The organism is Rhodovulum tesquicola (genome assembly GCF_024128855.1).
GTDB lineage: Bacteria > Pseudomonadota > Alphaproteobacteria > Rhodobacterales > Rhodobacteraceae > Rhodovulum > Rhodovulum tesquicola.
Map to the genome: position 1 here is coordinate 157,942 of NZ_JAMYDV010000002.1, position 19,151 is coordinate 177,092.

Annotated in this window: 14 protein-coding genes and 1 tRNA gene; 11 read left to right on the forward strand and 4 right to left on the reverse strand. The window is 70.4% G+C overall.

The window, feature by feature from the left end:
* The first annotated feature begins 5 nt into the window (after positions 1-5).
* Positions 6-293 carry a 50S ribosomal protein L28 gene (rpmB, locus tag NHN26_RS03275; RefSeq protein ID WP_253088098.1) on the forward strand — a complete coding sequence of 96 codons (288 nt, stop codon included), beginning with the start codon at positions 6-8 and terminating at the stop codon, positions 291-293.
* A 140-nt stretch (positions 294-433) separates the two neighbouring features.
* The gene (locus NHN26_RS03280) at positions 434-1,279 is read left to right on the forward strand and encodes a fumarylacetoacetate hydrolase family protein (protein ID WP_253088099.1); all 846 of its coding nucleotides are present in this window, start codon (positions 434-436) and stop codon (positions 1,277-1,279) included.
* Positions 1,280-1,351: 72 nt separating this feature from the next.
* Here NHN26_RS03280 and NHN26_RS03285 read toward each other — a convergent pair whose 3' ends face one another.
* Both NHN26_RS03285 and NHN26_RS03290 read right to left on the reverse strand, forming a co-directional pair.
* Complete coding sequence (locus NHN26_RS03285; RefSeq protein WP_253088100.1) at positions 1,352-3,589, reverse strand: xanthine dehydrogenase family protein molybdopterin-binding subunit; 2,238 nt, start codon at positions 3,587-3,589, stop codon at positions 1,352-1,354.
* A 3-nt stretch (positions 3,590-3,592) separates the two neighbouring features.
* Positions 3,593-4,051 (reverse strand): (2Fe-2S)-binding protein, encoded by a 459-nt coding sequence (locus NHN26_RS03290; RefSeq protein ID WP_253088101.1) that lies wholly within the window; start codon positions 4,049-4,051, stop codon positions 3,593-3,595.
* Positions 4,052-4,251: 200 nt separating this feature from the next.
* On the opposite strand from NHN26_RS03290, the gene NHN26_RS03295 reads away from it, so the two are divergent.
* Positions 4,252-5,883 carry an alpha-D-glucose phosphate-specific phosphoglucomutase gene (locus NHN26_RS03295; RefSeq protein ID WP_253088102.1) on the forward strand — a complete coding sequence of 544 codons (1,632 nt, stop codon included), beginning with the start codon at positions 4,252-4,254 and terminating at the stop codon, positions 5,881-5,883.
* Between the two features lie 159 nt (positions 5,884-6,042).
* Here NHN26_RS03295 and truA read toward each other — a convergent pair whose 3' ends face one another.
* Positions 6,043-6,837, reverse strand: coding sequence for a tRNA pseudouridine(38-40) synthase TruA (gene truA / locus NHN26_RS03300; protein WP_253088103.1), 795 nt, complete (start codon positions 6,835-6,837; stop codon positions 6,043-6,045).
* Positions 6,838-6,943: 106 nt separating this feature from the next.
* On the opposite strand from truA, the gene NHN26_RS03305 reads away from it, so the two are divergent.
* The 3 genes from NHN26_RS03305 to ileS all read left to right on the forward strand — a co-directional run bounded on the left by NHN26_RS03305 (position 6,944) and on the right by ileS (position 13,171).
* Positions 6,944-8,374: a YcjX family GTP-binding protein gene (locus tag NHN26_RS03305; protein ID WP_253088104.1), complete on the forward strand. Its 1,431-nt coding sequence runs from the start codon at positions 6,944-6,946 to the stop codon at positions 8,372-8,374.
* A complete protein-coding gene (locus tag NHN26_RS17690) occupies positions 8,371-10,065 on the forward strand; it encodes a YcjF family protein (RefSeq protein ID WP_435594170.1) in 1,695 nt (564 codons plus the stop codon). Before NHN26_RS03305 ends, NHN26_RS17690 begins: the two co-directional genes overlap by 4 nt.
* A gap of 178 nt (positions 10,066-10,243) precedes the next feature.
* Positions 10,244-13,171, forward strand: a complete 2,928-nt coding sequence (ileS, locus tag NHN26_RS03315) for an isoleucine--tRNA ligase (RefSeq protein WP_253088245.1) — start codon at positions 10,244-10,246, stop codon at positions 13,169-13,171.
* A 142-nt stretch (positions 13,172-13,313) separates the two neighbouring features.
* Here ileS and NHN26_RS03320 read toward each other — a convergent pair whose 3' ends face one another.
* Positions 13,314-14,903: a bifunctional metallophosphatase/5'-nucleotidase gene (locus NHN26_RS03320; protein WP_253088105.1), complete on the reverse strand. Its 1,590-nt coding sequence runs from the start codon at positions 14,901-14,903 to the stop codon at positions 13,314-13,316.
* A gap of 105 nt (positions 14,904-15,008) precedes the next feature.
* On the opposite strand from NHN26_RS03320, the gene NHN26_RS03325 reads away from it, so the two are divergent.
* From NHN26_RS03325 to NHN26_RS03345, 5 genes are all read left to right on the forward strand, one after another.
* Positions 15,009-15,347, forward strand: a complete 339-nt coding sequence (locus NHN26_RS03325; RefSeq protein ID WP_253088106.1) for a DUF952 domain-containing protein — start codon at positions 15,009-15,011, stop codon at positions 15,345-15,347.
* Positions 15,344-16,402, forward strand: a complete 1,059-nt coding sequence (locus NHN26_RS03330; RefSeq protein ID WP_253088107.1) for a quinone-dependent dihydroorotate dehydrogenase — start codon at positions 15,344-15,346, stop codon at positions 16,400-16,402. The genes NHN26_RS03325 and NHN26_RS03330 overlap by 4 nt, the downstream gene beginning before the upstream one ends.
* Before the next feature lie 90 nt (positions 16,403-16,492).
* Positions 16,493-17,137, forward strand: coding sequence for an SOS response-associated peptidase (locus NHN26_RS03335; RefSeq protein WP_253088108.1), 645 nt, complete (start codon positions 16,493-16,495; stop codon positions 17,135-17,137).
* Positions 17,138-17,191: 54 nt separating this feature from the next.
* Positions 17,192-17,265: transfer RNA gene (locus NHN26_RS03340), tRNA-Gly, on the forward strand.
* Between the two features lie 91 nt (positions 17,266-17,356).
* On the forward strand, positions 17,357-19,150 hold the full coding sequence (locus tag NHN26_RS03345) for an ABC transporter transmembrane domain-containing protein (RefSeq protein WP_253088109.1): 1,794 nt from the start codon (positions 17,357-17,359) through the stop codon (positions 19,148-19,150).
* The last annotated feature ends 1 nt before the right edge of the window (position 19,151 follow it).

Here is a 19,151-nt window from a genome sequence, read left to right on the forward strand (position 1 = left end):
ACCCCATGTCGCGCGTCTGCGAACTGACCGGTAAAGGGCCGATGGTCGGCAACAATGTCAGCCACGCCAACAACAAGACCAAGCGGCGCTTCCTGCCGAACCTGAACGAGGTCACGCTGCTGTCCGACGTTCTGGGCCGCTCGTTCAAGCTGCGCATCTCGGCGGCTGCGCTGCGTTCGGTCGATCACCGCGGCGGGCTGGACGCCTTCCTCGCCAAGGCGCGCGAGGACGAACTGTCCAGCAAGGTGCTGAAGATCAAGAAGGATATCGAGAAGGCCCAGGCCACCGCCTGACCCGCCCCCCGATCCTGCCTGCCGGCCCCGCGCAACCCGCGGGGCCGTTTGCATTGGCGCGGCACCCTCGACAAGCGCCGCCCGCCCGGTATAGCTGACGCAACCCGCCGGCGCGGCGGCACATGACAGGGGAGGGACGCATGAAACTGTTGAGGGTGGGCCCCGCGGGCCAGGAGAAACCGGCGATCCTGGATGCCGGGGGCGGGATGCGCGACCTCTCGGGCCGCGTCCCCGATTTCGCCGGGCCGGGCGTGTCGCTCGAGGCGCTCGAGGCGATCCGCGCGCTCGATCCGGCCACGCTGCCGCTGATCGAACCGGGCGCCCGGATCGGCCCCTGCCTCGCCGCGGTGCCGAATTTCCACGCGATCGGGCTGAACTACGCCAGACACGCCGCAGAAACCGGCTCGAAACCGCCGGCCGAGCCGATCCTGTTCACCAAGGCCAGCTCCTGCCTGTCCGGCCCCCATGATCCGGTCGTGATCCCGAAAGGGTCCGAAAAGACCGACTGGGAGGTGGAACTGGGCGTGGTGATCGGGCGTGCGGCTGAGAATGTCTCCGAAGCCGACGCGCTGGCCCATGTGGCGGGCTATTGCGTGGTCAATGACGTGTCGGAACGCGCCTTTCAGCTTGAACGCGGCGGCCAGTGGATCAAGGGCAAGTCGGCCCCCGGCTTCGGCCCCATAGGCCCCTGGCTGGTGAGCGCCGACGAGGTGCCCGATCCCCAGGCGCTGGCGCTCTCGCTCGATCTGAACGGGGAACGGGTGCAGGACAGCGACACCTCGGACATGATCTTTTCGGTGCGCCAGATCATCAGCTACATGAGCCGCTTCATGCGGCTGTTGCCGGGTGACCTGATCGCCACCGGCACGCCTGCGGGCGTGGGCATGGGAATGAAGCCGCCGCGCTTCCTGCGCCCCGGCGACGTGATGGAACTGCGCGTCGAGGGGCTGGGCCAGCAGCGCCAGCAGGCGGTCGCCGCCCCCTGATCCGTCCTTCTTCTGGCCGGAAATATCCCGGGGGGAGTCCGCAAGGACGGGGGGCAGCGCCCCCCTTCCCGCTCAGACGAAGCGCACCGACCGGGCCAGCGGCAGGCTGCGCAGGCGCTGGCCCGTCGCTGCGAAGATCGCGTTCGCCAGGGCCGGGGCCGCGGGCGGCACGGGGGGCTCGCCGATCCCGCGCACCGGCCCGCCGCTGCCCAGCGCCTGCACGACGATCTCGGGGCATTCGCCGATCCGCATCGCGCGGTAGCTGTCGAAATTCGCCTGCTCGACGCGGCCCTCGGCATGGGTCAGCTCGCCCCAGATCGCGTGGCCAAGCCCCCAGATCACGCCGCCCTGGATCTGGTTCTCGATATTCACCGGGTCCAGCACCCGGCCGACCTCGGCCACGGCAAGGACCCGGTCGATGCGGATGCCCTCCGCGGTCGCGGTCACCTCGACCACCTCGGCGCAGGGCACCCCGAAGGACAGGCAGAAGGCCAGCCCCCGTCCGCGCCCCGGCCCCGGATCTGTGCCCCATCCCGATAGCTGGCCCACCGCCTCCAGCACCCGGGCGGAGGGCGCGTGGGTGCAAAGCCGCAGCCGTTCGGCCAGCGGATCGGCGCCCGCCGCGTGGATCAGCTCGTCCATCAGGCTTTCATGGAAGAAGGCATTGGCCGAGGCCCCGACCGAGCGCCAGGAACTGACCGGCACCGTTTCGGGCGCGCGATGGCCCGTCACGCGACAGGACGGGATCGCGAAGGGCTGGTCCCAGGCGCCCGCGACGATGGCGGTGTCGGGGCCCATCGTGGGCACGCCCAGCCGCCCCATCTGCGAGGCCGAGACCGAGGGCGCGGCGATCGCCAGATCGAGCGCCGCGACCTGCCCGCCCTCGACCCGGCCGCGACCGCGCGCGATGGCGGCCGGGCGGGGGAAATCGCGGGCCATGTCCTCTTCGCGCGACCATGTCAGCCTTACGGGCCGTCCCTCGGCCGCCCAGGCCAGGCGCACCGCCTGGTCGATGAAATCATCCTCCAGCCGGCGGCCGAAACTGCCGCCCATCGGCAGAGCGTAAAGCCCGACCAGATCCTCGTGCAGCCCCGAAAGCCGCTGTGCGGTGTCGATCACGAAGCGCGGGATCTGGGTGCCCGCCCGCAATTCCAGCATGCCGTTGCGGAACCAGGCGAAGGCGGTCATCGGTTCCAGCGGCGCATGGGCGAGGAAGGGCACGCGGTATTCGGCCTCGACATCCGCGCCGCCCGCCAGCGCGGCCTCGACGTCGCCCTCGTTCTTCAGGCGACTGTCGCGCCGCGTCTCGAACGCGCCCGCGATGCTGTCGAACAGCGCCTCGGTATTCGCGGGCGAGGGTGCGGGACCCCATTCGATCTCGACCGCCTTCGCGGCCTGAAAGGCGCGCCAGGTGTTGTCGGCCAGCACGCCGATGCCGTCGGGGAGGCGCATGACCTTGACCACCCCGCGCATCGCCTCGGCCCGGCTTGCATCGAAACTCAGCACGCCGCCGCCGCGTGCGGGATTGGTGCGCACCGTGGCAAACAGCATCCCCGGCGCGGTCTGGTCGATGCCGTAGCGCGCGGTGCCGGTCGATTTGGCCACGATGTCGAGCCGCTGCATCGGCTTGCCCAGGATCCGCCAGTCGGAGGGGTCCTTGAGCGCGACCTTGCGCGGTTCCAGCAGCCTGCCCGCGGCGGGCGCAAGCTCGACATAGGACAGCCGCGTGCCGTCGGGCGCGATCACGGCGCCCGCCTCGGTGCGCAGCGCGGCCTCGTCCAGGCCCAGCCGCCGGGCGGCGGCGGTGACCAGCATCGCGCGCGCCGTGGCGCCGGCCATGCGCAGCCGGTCATAGGCGTCGGGCACGGTGGTCGAGCCGCCGGTGATCTGAAGCGACATCAGCTTGCCGACCATCGCGCCGGTCTCGCGCGCGGTCTCGGCCAGCCAGCCGGTATCGGTTGCGGCGAAAGGCAGCCCCTCGGCCACGATGCGGGCATTGTAATAGGCCGGGGCGGGGATGCCGGGATCGGTGCGCACCGCATCGAGCGGGTAATCCAGTTCCTCGGCGAGCAGCGCGGCCTGGATCGAGGTCGCGCCCTGGCCCATCTCGGCGCGCGGGGTGATCAGCGTGACCCCGGTCCGGTCGATCACCACATAGGGCGTCAGCGCCGCCATGCCCGGGGGCAGGTCCTTGGACAGCGGGCTCGAATAGGGCTGGCGCAGCGAATAGACGCCCAGCGCAAGGCCCCCCGCCACCGTCGCCGCCCCGATCAGGAAGCCCCGCCGCGCGATCTTGCCCATGCCTGCCATGGCTCAGCCCTCCCGCAGCTTGTCGGCGGCCAGCCGCACCGCCGCGCGGATCCGCGGATAGGTGCCGCAGCGGCAGAGATTGGCGTCGAGCGCGGCGTCGATCTGCGCCGCGTCGGGCTGGGGCGTCTCGGCCAGAAGGGCGGCCGCGGCCATGATCTGGCCCGACTGGCAATAGCCGCATTGCGCGACCTGGGTCTCGATCCAGGCGGCCTGAACGGGATGCGGCGCCTCGGGCGTGCCCAGCCCCTCGATGGTGGTCACGGGGCCATCGACATCGCCCGCCGCGATCTGGCAGGACTGCACCGCGCGCCCGCCCAGATGCACGGTGCAGGCGCCGCACTGGCCGATGCCGCAGCCGTATTTCGTGCCCGTCAGGCCCAGCACATCGCGCAGCACCCACAGAAGCGGCATCTCGGGTTCGATATCGAGATCGTGCTCGGTTCCGTTCACGGTCAGCCTCATGGCGGCCCGGCCTCCTTCACGGCGAATCCCCTGGCACCCAAGCTAGGGCGCCGGGCGCATCAATCACCCGTTTCGGCCCGGTTTGGCAACGCCATGCGGCCGGGCGGGGCCGTCACGGCTGCGTGGGTTGTGGTCCGGGGCGGCGGCGCTATGCTCGCGCCTGCCCGTGCGGGTGGCCGGGCAGGAGGGGACCGACAGGCATGCAGAAACGGACGATCCAGACCCGGCCGATCGAGGGGCAGAAACCCGGCACATCGGGGCTGCGCAAGAAGACCCGCATCTTCATGGGGCCGCATTACCTGGAGAATTTCGTCCAGGCGGTCTGGAACGCGATCGGCGGGGTGCAGGGCAAGACCCTCGTGCTGGGCGGCGACGGCCGCTATTTCAACGACCGCGCGGCGCAGGTGATCCTGCGCATGGCGGCGGCGGGCGGTGCGGCGCGGGTGATCGTGGGGCAGAACGCGCTGCTGTCCACCCCCGCGGCCTCGAACCTGATCCGCCAGCGCGGGACGGATGGCGGCATCATCCTGTCGGCCAGCCACAATCCCGGCGGTCCGGAGGAGGATTTCGGCGTCAAGTTCAACGGCCCCAATGGCGGCCCCGCGCCCGAAGAGCTGGGCGCGCGCATTTTCGAGGCGACCGGGCGGCTGGAGAGCTATGCCATCCTCGAGGCGCAGGATGTGGACCTGTCGCAGCTTGGCGCCACGCGGCTGGGCGACATGGTGGTGGAAATCGTCGACCCGGTTGCCGATTACGCGGCGCTGATGGCGCGGCTGTTCGATTTCGGCGCCATCGCGCGGCTGATCGCTTGCGGCTTCACGATCCGGTTCGACGCGATGCATGCGGTCACGGGGCCTTATGCCAGGGCGATCCTGCAGGACATGCTGGGCGCGCCCGAAGGCAGCGTCGTCAACGCAGTCCCCAGCCCCGATTTCGGCGGCGGCCACCCGGACCCGAACCCGATCTGGGCGAAGGCGCTGGTCGACCTGGTGATGGGGCCGGATGCGCCCGATTTCGCCGCGGCCTCGGACGGGGATGGCGACCGGAACATGATCCTGGGCCGCGGCATCGTGGTCACACCCTCCGACAGCCTGGCGGTGCTGGCCGCGAATGCGCATCTGGCGCCGGGCTATGCGCGGGGGCTGGCAGGCGTGGCGCGCTCGATGCCGACCTCGGCCGCGGTCGACCGGGTCGCGGCGGCGCGCGGCCTAGCCCTTTACGAGACGCCGACGGGGTGGAAATTCTTCGGCAGCCTGCTGGATGCCGGCCGGGTGACGCTGTGCGGCGAGGAAAGTGCCGGGACCGGATCGGACCATGTGCGCGAGAAGGACGGGCTTTGGGCGGTGCTTCTGTGGCTGAACATCCTGGCCGAGACGGGGGCTTCGGTGGCGGACATGCTGCGCGCGCATTGGCGGGAGTTCGGCCGCAACTACTATGCCCGCCACGATTACGAGGCGCTGGATGCGGGGCTTGCCGGGGCGATGCTGGACGATCTGCGCGCCCGCCTGCCCGGGCTTGTCGGGACGCTGGCCGCTGGGCGGCGGATCGTGGCGGCGGACGAGTTCGCCTATGACGATCCCGTCGATGGCAGCCGGTCCGAGGGGCAGGGGCTGCGGATCGGGCTCGAGGGCGGCGCGCGGATCGTCTTTCGGCTGTCGGGCACCGGGACCGAGGGCGCGACGCTGAGGGTCTATCTGGAGGAGTATGTCGACGCGCCCGGGCGGCTGGACCTGCCGGTATCCGAGGTGCTGGCGCCGGTCATCGCCGCCGCCGACGAGATCGCGGGAATCACCGCGCGCACCGGCCGCAGCGGACCCGACGTGGTGAGCTAGCCCTCCCGCCCCCGGCCCGCGCGGGGCGCGCTGCGCGCCCCGCTTGTCCGCGGTTGGGCGTGGCCGCGCGCTGGCGCGCGCGGTGCCTCCGGCGGGGATATTTGTGGCCAGAAGAAGGGCCAGAAGACGGGTGGGCCGGATCCTGTCCTTCTTCTGGCGTCAAATATCCGATGTCGGTCGCGTCGGGTTGGCGAAGGGGGCGGGGTCGTAGGCCACCGCGGCGAGGTAGAGCCCCGAGGGCGGGCAGACCGGGCCGCAGGCGGCGCGGTCGCGGGCCTCGAGGGCGGCGCGGACGCGCCCGGGCGGCCAGGCGCCCGCGCCGACGCGTTCCAGCGTGCCCACGATGCTGCGCACCTGGTTGTGCAGGAAGCTGCGGGCGCGCAGGTGGAAGCGGAATTCCTGACCGTCCGGGTTCGCCAGTTCCTCGATCTCGAGCGCATCGAGCGTCTTGACCGGGGATTTCGCCTGGCAGAGCGCGGCGCGGAAGGTGGTGAAGTCGTGCCGCCCGATCAGGTGCTGCGCGGCCTGCTGCATCGGGGCGAGTGCGAGCGGGTGGGGCACCTGCCAGACCCGTCCGCGCTCGAGCGTCATCGGGGCGCGGCGGGCGACGAGGCGAAAGAGGTAGCGCCGTTCGAGCGCCGAGAAGCGGGCGTGGAACGCGTCGCCCACCCGTGCGCAATCCAGCACGGCAACGGGCGCGGGGCGCAGGTGGTGGTTCAGCGCCTGCGCCAGTCGGAACGGGTCCCAGTCCTTGCGCATCTCGCAATGGGCGACCTGACCCAGCGCGTGCACGCCGGCATCGGTGCGCCCGGCGGCGGCGATGGCGGGCAGGCCGGGTTCGAGCCGGGCGAGCGCCGCCTCGATGGCGCCTTGCACCGAGGGGCGGTCGGCCTGGCGTTGCCAGCCGGAAAACGGCGTGCCGTCATATTCGATCTTCAGCGCGTAGCGGGGCATGGGCCGGTCGTTACCGCGACAATCCTTCCCTGGCAATCGCCTATCCCGGGGCTGGCGCGGGCGCGGCGCCGGGCTTACCTTGGCCAGAGCCGTGAAAGGAGCGATCTTGCGCATAGGCGATATTGCCGACGGGGTGACGCGCGGGGTGGAGGGGATTGCCGCCGCGGTGTCCGAGACCTTCATGGAGCCGGTGATCCGGCTGGGCGTGACGGGGTTGTCGCGGGCGGGAAAGACCGTGTTCATCACCTCGCTGGTCGCCAATCTGATGGAGCGGGGGCGGATGCCGCAGCTGCGCGCTGCCGCCTCGGGCGCGATCTCGGCCGCCTATCTGCAGCCCCAGCCCGACAACACCGTGCCGCGATTCGATTACGAAACGCATCTGGCCGCGCTGACCGGGAGCGAACCGCACTGGCCCGAGTCGACCCGCGCGGTCTCCGAGTTGCGGCTGTCGATGAAGGTGCGGCCGGGCGGGATCGGCGGGCTTCTGGGCGCGGTGACGGGACCGCGGACGGTGCATCTGGACATCGTGGATTATCCCGGCGAGTGGCTGCTGGATCTGGCGCTGATGGAGCGCGGCTATGCCGAGTGGTCGGGCGACACGCTGGCGCGGATGCGCGAGCGCCCGGGGGGCGAGGCGTTTGCCGCGGTGCTGGCGCAGGCCGATCCGGCCGCGAAGTTCGAGGAGGTCCGGGCCCAGGGGCTGGCCGCGGCCTTTACCGACGCGTTGCAGGCGGCGCGGGTGGCGGGGTTTTCCGATTGCACGCCGGGCCGCTTCCTCCTGCCTGGCGAGTTGGCGGGTTCGCCCGTGCTGACCTTTGCGCCCTTGCCCGAACCCGGCGCCGCGACGCCGCGCGGCAGTCTGTGGCGCGAGATGGAGCGCCGCTACGACGCCTACAAGGCCGAGGTGGTCAAGCCGTTCTTCCGCGAGCATTTCTCGCGGATCGACCGGCAGGTGGTGCTGGTCGACGCGCTGGGCGCGATCCATGCAGGTCCGCGCGCGGTCGAGGATCTGCGCCGCGCGATGACCGAGATCCTGGGCGCGTTCCGGCCGGGGCGCAATGCCTGGTTGAGCCAGTTGCTGCTGGGGCGGCGGGTCGAGAGGATCCTGTTCGCCGCGACCAAGGCCGATCATCTGCACCACACCCAGCATCCCCGGCTGACCGCGATCATGCAGGCCCTGATGCGCGACGCCCGCCGCCGCGCCGATTTCGCGGGTGCCGAGACCGCCGCCATGGCGATCGCCGCGCTGCGCGCCACGGTGGAGGAGACCCGCACCCGTGGCGGCGAAAGCTATGACTGCGTGCGCGGGACCTTGCTGGACACCGGCCGCGAGGCGGCGCTTTATCCCGGCGAGTTGCCCGAGGATCCCGGTATCCTGCTGGAGGCGGCGCGGGACGGGGCCGAGGCGTGGCTGGACGCCGAATACGAGGTTATGCGCTTTGCGCCCGCGCGGCTGACCTTGCGCCCGGGCGAGGGGCCGCCCCATATCCGGCTGGACAAGGCGGCCGAGTTCCTGCTGGGGGATCGGCTGAGATGACCCGCCGCCCGGTGCTTTTCGACCTCGATGGCGAGGGGGACAAGCCCGGCGCGGGGTCGGAGGGGCGGCGCGATCAGGCCGCGGCAGCGGAGCGGGCCGAGCGGGAACGGGCGGAACGGGAGGCGCTGGCCGAGGCAAGGGCGGAACAGGCCCGGATCGAGCGGGAGCGCGCGGAGGCGGAAAGGCTGGAGCGGGAGGACGCCGAGCGGGACCGGCTGGAGCGTGCGCGGTTGGATCGGGAGCGGATCGAGCAGGAACGGGCCGAAGCCGCGCGGCTGGAACGCGCCCGGGTGCAGGCCGAGCAGGCCGAACGCGAGCGTGTCGAGCGCGAGAAGGCCGAGCGGGCGCGTGCGGAGGCCGAGCGGTTGGAACGTGAGCGCGTCGAGCGCGAACGGGCCGACGCCGAAAGGGCCGAGCGAGAGCGTGTCGAGCGCGAGAAGGCCGAGCGGGCGCGTGCGGAAGCAGAACGGTTGGAACGTGAACGCGTCGAACGCGAACAGGCCGAGCGGGCGCGCCGGGAGCGCGCGCTAGCCGAGGCCGAGAGGGCCGAACGCGAGCGGGCCGAGCGGGAACGGGCAGAGGCCGAGCGGCTGGAACGCGCGCGGGATGAACAGGAACGGCAGGAGCGGGAACGGTTGGAACAGGAGCGGGAGCGGGACGCAAGGGTGGGCGCGGCGGGCCGCGAGGTCCGCAGGGCCAGGGCGCCGCTTCTGTTCGAGGCGGACGAGGCCGAGGCGCGGCTGTCGCCTGCCTCCGCGCCGCCGGTGCCGGAGCCCGATGCGTTGCCCGAGGGGCGTGCGATGCAGGCGGTGGTGGCGCTGGCCGCGCGGCCGCCCTCGCGGCTGGGGCGGTTCTTCTGGGCCTCGCTCTCGGCGCTGATCGGCTTTGCCGTCTCGCTGGCGGCATGGGATTTCGTGACCGGGCTGGTCGCACGCAACCCGGTTCTGGGGGGCATCGCGGTCGTGCTGGCGGGCAGCGTTCTGCTGGCGCTTCTGCTGATCGGGCTGCGCGAGCTGGCGGCGTTCTCGCGGCTGGCACGGCTTGACCGGCTGCATGCCGAGACCGAGGCGGCGCTGGCGGCGCATGACCTTGGGGCCGCGCGGGCGGTGCTGGACAGGCTGATGGCGCTTTATGCCCGCCGCGAGGATACGAGTTGGGGCCGCGAGCGGCTGAAGGAGCGGCGGGACGATATCCTGGATGCCGACGGGCTGCTGGGACTGGCCGAGCGCGAATTGCTGGCCCCGCTCGACGCCGCCGCCACGCGCGAGATCGAGGCGGCCGCCCGGACCGTGGCCGCGGTGACCGCCATCGTGCCGCTGGCGTTGGCCGATGTCGCGACGGCGATGGTGGCCAATCTGCGCATGATCCGGCGGATTGCCGAGATCTATGGCGGGCGCGGCGGGGTTCTGGGCTCGATCCGGCTGGGTCGCGCGGTGATGACGCATCTGGTGGCCACGGGGGCGGTGGCGGTGGGCGATGACATGCTGGGCTCGATTGCGGGCGGCGGCATGCTGTCGCGCGTCTCGCGCCGCTTCGGCGAGGGCGTGGTGAACGGCGCGCTGACCGCGCGGGTCGGTGTCGCCGCGATGGAGGTCTGCCGCCCGCTGCCCTTCCGCGCGCTCAAGCGCCCCTCGGTCGGGGCATTGGTGAAACGCGCGTTGACCGGGCTGTTCTCGAAATCCGACGCTTGAGCCGCCCTTTACGGCCCCGCGCGCCCGGCCTATAAGCCCGCCCATGTCGTCCGGCCCCATGCGCATCATTCGAATTAGCCGCCCGGCGCTCTGATCCAGAGCGGCCGGGACAAGGCGCTTGACCCGTCGCGCCGAAGCTTCAACAGATCGCATGACCCGTTTTCCGAGGACCGCCCCCATGTGCGCCGACACGCCCGACTATCGCGATACCGTCTTCCTGCCCGAAACCGATTTCCCGATGCGCGCGGGCCTGCCCGAACGCGAACCCGCCTGGCTGGACCGCTGGGCGCGGCTCGGGGTCTATGACCGGCTGCGGGAACGGACGGGGCGGGCGCCCTTCATCCTGCATGACGGCCCGCCCTATGCGAACGGGCATCTGCATATCGGCCACGCGCTGAACAAGATCCTCAAGGATTTCATCGTGCGGTCGCAGCAGATGATGGGCAAGGATGCGCGCTATGTGCCGGGCTGGGACTGCCACGGCCTGCCGATCGAATGGAAGATCGAGGAACAGTACCGCGCCAGGGGGCTGGACAAGGACGCGGTTGACGTTGTCGCCTTTCGCCAGGAATGCCGCAAATTCGCCGAAGGCTGGATCGAGATCCAGCGCGAGGAATTCAAGCGCCTCGGCATCACCGGCAACTGGGCCGATCCCTACCTGACCATGGATTTCCACGCCGAGGCGGTGATCGCGCAGGAATTCATGACATTCCTGATGAACGGGTCGCTTTACCAGGGCTCGAAGCCGGTGATGTGGTCGCCGGTGGAAAAGACCGCGCTGGCCGAGGCCGAGGTCGAATATCACGACCACCAGAGCCACACGATCTGGGTGCAGTTTCCGGTCGTTTCGGCCTCTGCCTTCCCCGGGAAGGACGCCTGCATCGACACCGAGCTTCTCTCGGCCAGGGTGGTGATCTGGACCACCACCCCCTGGACGATCCCGCAGAACCGTGCCGTCTGCTTCGGCCCGGGCATCGCCTATGGCCTCTACCGTGTCACCGAGGCGCCCGAGGGCAGCACCGCCAAGACCGGTGAAACCGTGATCCTCGCCGACGCGCTGGCTGCCAGCGTCGCCACCGCCGCCAAGGGCGCCACGCTGGAACGGGTCCGCGACGTGGCCGCCGATGAACTCGGCGCGTTGACGCTGGCCCACCCCTTCCGCGGCATCGAGGGCGGCAATGGCGAGTGGGATTTCGACGTGCCCACGCTGCCCGGCGATCATGTCACCGATGACGCCGGCACGGGCTTTGTCCACACCGCGCCCAGCCATGGTGACGACGACTACCAGATCGGCCTGAAACACGGCCTGCCGATGACCTATAACGTGCTGGAAGACGGCTCGTTCCGGCCTGACCTGCCGATCTTCGGCGGGCAGGCGATCCTGACGCCCGAGGGCAAGGAAGGTCCGGCGAATGTCTCGGTCATCAAGCAACTGGCCTATGCCGGGGCGCTGCTGGCCAAGGGCAAGCTCAAGCACAGCTACCCCCATAGCTGGCGTTCCAAGGCGCCGCTGATCTACCGCAACACGCCGCAATGGTTCGCCGCCATCGACCACAGGCTGGATGACGGCATGGGCCAATATGGCGAGACGATCCGCCAACGCGCGCTGACCTCGATCGACCAGCTGGTGAAATGGACCCCGCAAACGGGCCGCAACCGGCTTTACTCGATGATCGAGGCGCGGCCCGACTGGGTGCTGTCGCGCCAGCGCGCCTGGGGGGTGCCGCTGACCTGTTTCGTCAAGCGCGGCGCGAAACCCACCGATCCCGATTTCCTGCTGCGCGATCCGGGCGTCAATGCGCGCATCGTGGCGGCCTTCGAGGCCGAAGGGGCGGATGCCTGGTATGCAGAGGGGGCGAAGGCGCGGTTCCTTGGACCGGACCATGACCCCGACGCCTATGATCAGGTCATGGACGTGCTGGATGTGTGGTTCGACAGCGGCTCGACCCATGCCTTCGTGCTGCGCGACCGGGCGGACGGGGCGGCGGACGGGATTGCGGATCTGTATCTGGAGGGCACCGACCAGCATCGCGGCTGGTTCCATTCCTCGATGCTTCAGGCCTGCGGCACCATCGGCCGGGCGCCCTATCGCGGCGTGCTGACCCATGGCTTCACGCTGGACGAGAAGGGCAACAAGATGTCCAAATCGCTCGGCAATACCGTCGCGCCCGAGGATGTCATCAAGCAATATGGCGCGGATATCCTGCGGCTCTGGGTGGCGCAGTCGGATTATTCGGTGGACCTGCGCATCGGGCCCGAGATCCTGAAGGGCGTGGCCGACAGCTACCGGCGGCTGCGCAACACGCTGCGCTTCATGCTGGGCAATCTGGCCGGGTTCTCGGAGGCCGAACGGGTCGCGCCAGAGGACATGCCCGAGCTGGAACGCTGGGTGCTGCACCGTCTGGCCGAGCTCGACCAGCGGGTGCGGCAGGGCTATGACAGCTATGATTTCCAGGGCGTGTTCCAGGCGCTGTTCAACTTCTGCACCGTGGATCTGTCGGCCTTCTATTTCGACATCCGCAAGGACGCGCTGTATTGCGATGCGCCCGACAGCATGCGCCGCCGCGCCGCGCGCAGTGTGCTGGATCTGCTGTTCCACCGGCTGACCACCTGGCTGGCGCCGATCCTCGTCTTCACGATGGAGGATGTGTGGCTTGCGCGCTTTCCGGACGAGGACGGGTCGGTGCATCTGGAGGACATCCCGGAAACGCCCGCCGCCTGGCGCGATGAGGCGCTGGCGGGGAAATGGGCGGGGGTCCGGCAGGTGCGGCGCGTGGTGACGGCGGCGCTGGAGATCCAGCGCCGGGACAAGGTGATCGGCGCGAGCCTGGAGGCCGCGCCGGTGGTGCATGTCGAGGACGCCGCCGTTCTGGCGGCGCTGAAGACGGTCGATTTCGCCGATCTCTGCATCACCTCGGACATCCTGCTGACCGCCGATCCCAGCCCGAACGAGGCCTTCCGCCTGCCCGAAGTGCCGGGCGTGGGCGTGGTCTTCGAGAAGGCCGAGGGCGAGAAATGCCAGCGCTGCTGGAAGATCCTGCCCGATGTGGGGGGGCATGCCCATCCGGGGACCTGCGCGCGCTGCAACGCGGCGTTGGGCGGTTAGGGGGCACTTCCGCCCCCGGGCCGCGCGGCGCTTGCGCGCCGACCGCCCGGGGTTGGGCCGGGCCGCGCGCGTGCCGCGCGCGGCGCCTCCGGCGGGGATATTTGCGGCCAGAAGAAGGGACTGACCCGGGGTCTTGCGGGGCCTATCGGGGCGGCGCGTGCCCGAGTGTGGCGATCCGGCCGTCGGTGACGGGGTGGTAGGGGGCGTTGGCGGCGAGGAATTCGGCGGTCACATCGGCCAGGTCGGGGCCGAAATCGTAGACATCCCGGGCATCGAGGAACATCCGGTAGCCGTCGCCGCCATTGCGGAGGTAATTGTTCGAGACCAGTCCATAGACCTGCTCGGGCACGATGGGCGCCCAGGCGCCGTTTTCCATCACCTCGACGGATCGGACCCGCGCGCCGGGTTCGGCGGCTGGCGCCCAGGTGAATCGCAGCCCCGCGACCTGCGGGAAGCGGCCGGCGCCGTCCTCGACCTGGGACAGGCCGTTTTCCAGCGCCTCGACCACCTTGCGGCCGGGCACGAAGAAGGTGGAAAGCGTGTTCTGGAAGGGCAGCACGGTCAGCACGTCGCCCATCGTCACGGGGCCTGCCTCGAGCGAGGCGCGCAGGCCGCCGCCATTCTGGAGCGCGATGCTGATGCCTTGTGCGCGCACCCGGTCGAGCATCGCCTCGGCCACCAGATTGCCCATGGCGCATTCCGTCACCCGGCAGATGCTGCGGTCACCCTCGATGGGTTCGGCGGCCTCGGCGACCACCTTCTGGCGGATTTCCTCGAGCGGTTGGGCCAGTTCGGCGATGCGCGCCCTGGTGTCCGCATCCTCGGCGATGGTGGCGTCGAGCAGGATCGGTTCGCCCACCGCCTCGGCCACGCGGCCCGCGGCGTCGAAGGTCACGCTGAGTTCGCCCAGGTACTTGCCATAGCCATAGGCCTGCACGATGGCGGTCTGGCCCACGATGGTCGGGTAGGGGCCTGCCGCGCCCTCGACGCTGTTGGACAGGAGCGTGTGGGAATGGCCGCCCACGATCACGTCGATCCCGGTGGTTTCCGCCGCGATCCGCTGGTCGTGGTCATGGCCCGAATGGCTGAGCAGGATGATCTTGTCGATGCCGTCCGCGGTCAGCCGGTCGATTTCGGCCTGCACCGCGGCAACCGGGTCGGTGAAGACGATATTGGGGCCGGGGCTGGCCAGATCGGGGTTGTCCACCGGCGTCAGGCCGATCAGCCCCAGCCTTGTGCCGCCGCGTTCGATCACCGCCGATTTCGCGATGCCGTCGCGCAGCAGCGGTTCGGCCGAGAGATCGGCATTGGCCATCAGCACCGGGAAATCGACCGAGGCGACGAAGCGGGCCAGCACCTCGGGGCCGTCGTCGAATTCGTGATTGCCCACTGCCATCGCGTCATAGCCGAGCCGGGTCATCATCTCGGCCGTGGCCGCCCCCTTGTAGCGGGTGTAGAACAGCGTGCCCTGGAACTTGTCGCCCGCATCGACAAGGATCGTGTTGGCGTTGCGCGCACGGGCCTCGGCGATGGCAGTGGCCAGCCGGGCCGAGCCGCCGAAACATTCGCCCGCCGCGTTCTCGGCCTCGGAACAGACCGAATCATGCTTCGAGATCGGCTCGAACCGGGCGTGGAAATCGTTGGTGTGCAGGATTGTCAGACTGAACTCGGCCCGGGCCGGGGTTGCTGCCAGTGCCAGGAACAGCGCAGCGGACAGGGCGCGCGTTGCCATGATGAATCCCCCTTCGGTTGAACGCGGAAAGTCTGACGCGCCGTGGCCGGGCTGTCAAAGCCTCTGGCGCTTGACCGGGGCTGCATCTGCGGGCATGGGAGCGGGATGCTGATCTACAAGATTTTCCGCCGGGCCGAGTGGGACGCCTTTCGCGCGGCGGGCCTGACTGCGGGCGCGCCGGTCGATCTGGCCGACGGGTTCATCCACCTGTCCACGGCCGAGCAGGTGACCGGCACCGCCGAGAAGCATTTCGCGGGGGAAAGCGATCTGGTGCTGGTGGCGGTGGCGGCCGACCGTCTGGGTGAGGCGCTGCGCTGGGAGCCGTCGCGGGGCGGCGCGCTGTTTCCCCATCTCTATCGCGAGTTGAGCGTGGCGGATGTGGTCTGGGACAAGTCCCTGCCGCTGGGTGCGACCGGGCATATCTTTCCCGAGGGCGTGGTATGACCCCGCTGGAGCGCGCGGGGCTGGCCCTGTTGCACCGGATGGCCCCAGAGCGGGCGCATGGGCTGTCGCTGACGGCGCTGCGCGCGGGGCTGGTGCCGCTGCCGGGGGCGATCACCTCGGACAGGCTGGCGACCGATCTGGCGGGGCTGGCCTTGCCGAACCCGGTCGGGCTTGCGGCGGGCTATGACAAGAATGCCGTGGCGCTGGGGCCGCTTGCCCGCGCGGGTTTCGGCTTTGTCGAGGTGGGGGCGGCGACGCCGCGCCCGCAGCCCGGCAACCCGCGCCCGCGGCTGTTCCGGCTGAGCGAGGACCGCGCGGCGATCAACCGCTTCGGCTTCAACAACGAGGGCATGGTGGCGATCGGCGCGCGGCTGGCGGCGCGGCCCGAGGGGGCGGTGGTCGGGCTGAACCTGGGTGCGAACAAGGACAGCGCCGACCGGGCGGCGGATTTCGCCGCCGTGCTGGCCCATTGCGGGGCGCATGTGGATTTCGCCACGGTCAATGTCTCGTCGCCCAATACCGAACGGCTGCGCGACTTGCAGGGCCGCGCGGCGCTGTCCGCCCTTCTGGCCGGCGTGATGGCGGCGCGGGCGGGGCTGGCGCGGCCGATCCCGGTCTTTCTCAAGATCGCGCCGGATCTGTCGGATGCCGAGATCGACGAGATCGCCGGGGTCGCGCTGGAGGCGGGGATTTCGGGGATCGTCGCGACCAACACCACGCTGGCGCGCGGCGAGCTGACAAGCCGCCATGCGGGCGAGGCGGGGGGGCTGTCGGGCGCGCCGCTTTTCGCACGCTCGACCCGGGTGCTGGCGCGGCTGTCGGTGGCGACGGGCGGGCGGCTGCCGCTGATCGGGGTGGGGGGCGTCGGCTCGGCCGAGGACGCCTATGCCAAGATCCGCGCGGGCGCGCGTGCCGTGCAGCTATATACCGCGCTGGTCTATGGCGGACTGGGGCTGGTGGCCCAGATCGTGCAGGGGCTGGAGGGGCTGCTGGCGCGCGACGGGTTCGCCAATGTGGCCGAGGCAGTCGGCACGGGGCGGGACGAGTGGGTCTGAACGGGCCTGTGGGCGCGGGCGCGGCACCCGGTTGAAGGATTCTGCAAAGGCTTTTGAAAACTCCGGGTCACGGCCCTAACCTTTGCGCCCATGTGCGGACGGTTCGCGATCACCCTGCCGGTCGAGGCCATGGCGAAGCTTTTCGAGGCCATGCCCGCGAACGATCTGCCCGAGGGGCCGAATTACAATGTCTGCCCGACCAATCCGGTTGCCGCGGTGACCGGCGAGGGGGGCATGCGGCGGCTGCGGGCGCTGCGCTGGGGGTTCGTGCCGCATTGGTACAAGACCCTGACCGATGGACCGCTGCTGATCAATGCGCGCGCCGACACGATCGCGACGAAGCCCGCCTTTGCCGAGGCCGCGCGGCGCCGCCGCTGCCTGATTCCGGCGAGCGGGTTCTACGAATGGAGTAAGGCGGCGGATGGCGCCAGGCTGCCCTGGTATGTCCGCCGCGCCGATGGCGCGCCGATGGCGATGGCCGGTATCTGGCAGGATTGGGAGCGCGAGGGCCAGCGGCTGAGTACCTGCGCCATCGTCACCACCGAGGCCAATCCCGCGATGGCCACGATCCACCACCGGATGCCGGTGATCGTCGAGCGGGCCGACTGGCCGCTCTGGCTGGGGGAGGCGGGGCATGGGGCGGCGGTGCTGATGCGGCCGGCCGCCGAGGGCGTGCTGGCGGTGAACTCGAACCGCGCCGCGGGGCCGGGGCTGATCGCGCCTGTCGCGACCTGATCGGACCAGTTGCGGCTTGACCGCCGCCCGGTCGTGGCCTAGTCACGGGGGCGTGCGGGTATAGCTTAATGGTAAAGCCCCTGCCTTCCAAGCAGGCTATGTCGGTTCGATTCCGTCTACCCGCTCCACGCCCCCGTCCTGTGCCGTGAAATCGACCGCTGCGACTTGTTGTCCCCGCCGCCCGGCCCTACAACAGCCACGGACAAGCAGGAGCATGCCATGCCCCCCAGGGCCAGGGTCGAGGAAGACCGCGAGAAATCGAAGCGGATCGGGGCGCTGCGCGCGCTTTGGCCCTATGTGCTGCCCTACAAGGCGCTGCTGGGCGCGGCGCTTGCCGTTCTGGTGCTGACCGCGGCGGTCTCGCTGATCCTGCCGATGGCGGTGCGGCGCGTGGTCGATGCGTTCGAGACCGAGGCGGCCGCACTTCTGGACAGCTATTTCGCGGCGGCGCTGGGTATCGCGGCGCTGTTCGCGCTGGGCACCGCGCTGCGCTATTACCTTGTGACCCTGCTGGGCGAGCGGGTGGTGGCCGATATCCGCACCGCCGTCTTCGACCGGATGATCGGGATGAGCCCGGCCTTCTACGAAAAGACGATGACCGGCGAGGTTCTGAGCCGGATCACCACCGATACCACGCTGATCCTGTCGGTGATCGGCTCGTCGGTGTCGGTCGCGCTGCGCAACGTGCTGATCTTCTTCGGCGGGCTGGTGCTGATGCTGGCGACCTCGGCCAAGCTGACCTCTGCCGTTCTGGTGCTGGTTCCGGCGGTGATCGTGCCGATCGTGCTGCTGGGGCGTCGGTTGCGCCGCCTGAGCCGCGAGAACCAGGACTGGATCGCGGCCTCGTCGGGCAATGCCTCCGAGGCGCTGCTGGCGGTGCAGACGGTGCAGGCCTTCACCCATGAGGCGGCAAGCCGGGGCACCTTCCATGACGTGACCGAGAAAAGCTATGTCGCCGCGCGCCAGCGGGTCGGCACGCGGGCGGTGATGACGGTGATCGTGATCTTCCTGGTCTTTGCGGGGATCGTGGGCGTGTTGTGGGTCGGCGCCCGCGACGTGCGCGCCGACGCGATGAGCGTGGGCGAGCTGGTCCAGTTCGTGATCTATTCGGTGATGGTGGCCGCTGCCGTGGGCGCGATGACCGAGATCTGGGGCGAGTTGCAGCGCGCCGCGGGCGCGACCGAACGGCTGGTGGAGCTTCTGACCGCCGAGGACAGCGTGACGGACCCCGCGCGTCCCCTGCCGCTGCCCGCCCGGGCGCGCGGGGATATCCGCTTCGAGGATGTGCGCTTTTCCTATCCCTCGCGGCCCGGCGTTTCGGCGCTGGACGGGGTGAACCTGCATGTGCGGCCGGGCGAGACCGTGGCGCTGGTCGGTCCCTCGGGGGCGGGCAAGACGACGATCATCCAGCTTCTGCTGCGCTTCTACGACCCTCAGGAGGGGCGCATCCTGATGGACGGGGTGGATCTGCGGGCGACCACGCGCGCCACCTTCCGCCACCATATCGCGCTGGTGCCGCAGGATCCGGTGATCTTTGCCGCTTCGGCGCGCGAGAATATCCGTTTCGGCCGGCCCGAGGCGACCGATGCCGAGGTCGAACAGGCCGCCCGCGCGGCGGCCGCGCATGACTTCCTGGCCGCGCTGCCGCAGGGCTATGATACCCAGGTGGGCGAACGGGGCATGATGCTGTCGGGCGGGCAGAAACAGCGGGTCGCGATTGCCCGCGCGATCCTGCGCGATGCGCCCGTGCTGCTGCTGGACGAGGCGACATCGGCGCTGGATGCGGAATCGGAACGCGCGGTGCAGCACGCGGTGGACGAGATGGCCGCCACCCGCACCACGCTGATCGTGGCGCACCGGCTGGCCACCGTGAAGAAGGCCGACCGCATCCTGGTCTTCGATGGCGGGCGGATCGTCGCCGAGGGCAGCCACGAGGCGCTGGTAGCGCAGGGCGGGCTGTATGCGCGCCTGGCCCGGCTGCAATTCACCGACGGGATCGAAAGCGCCGCCTGAG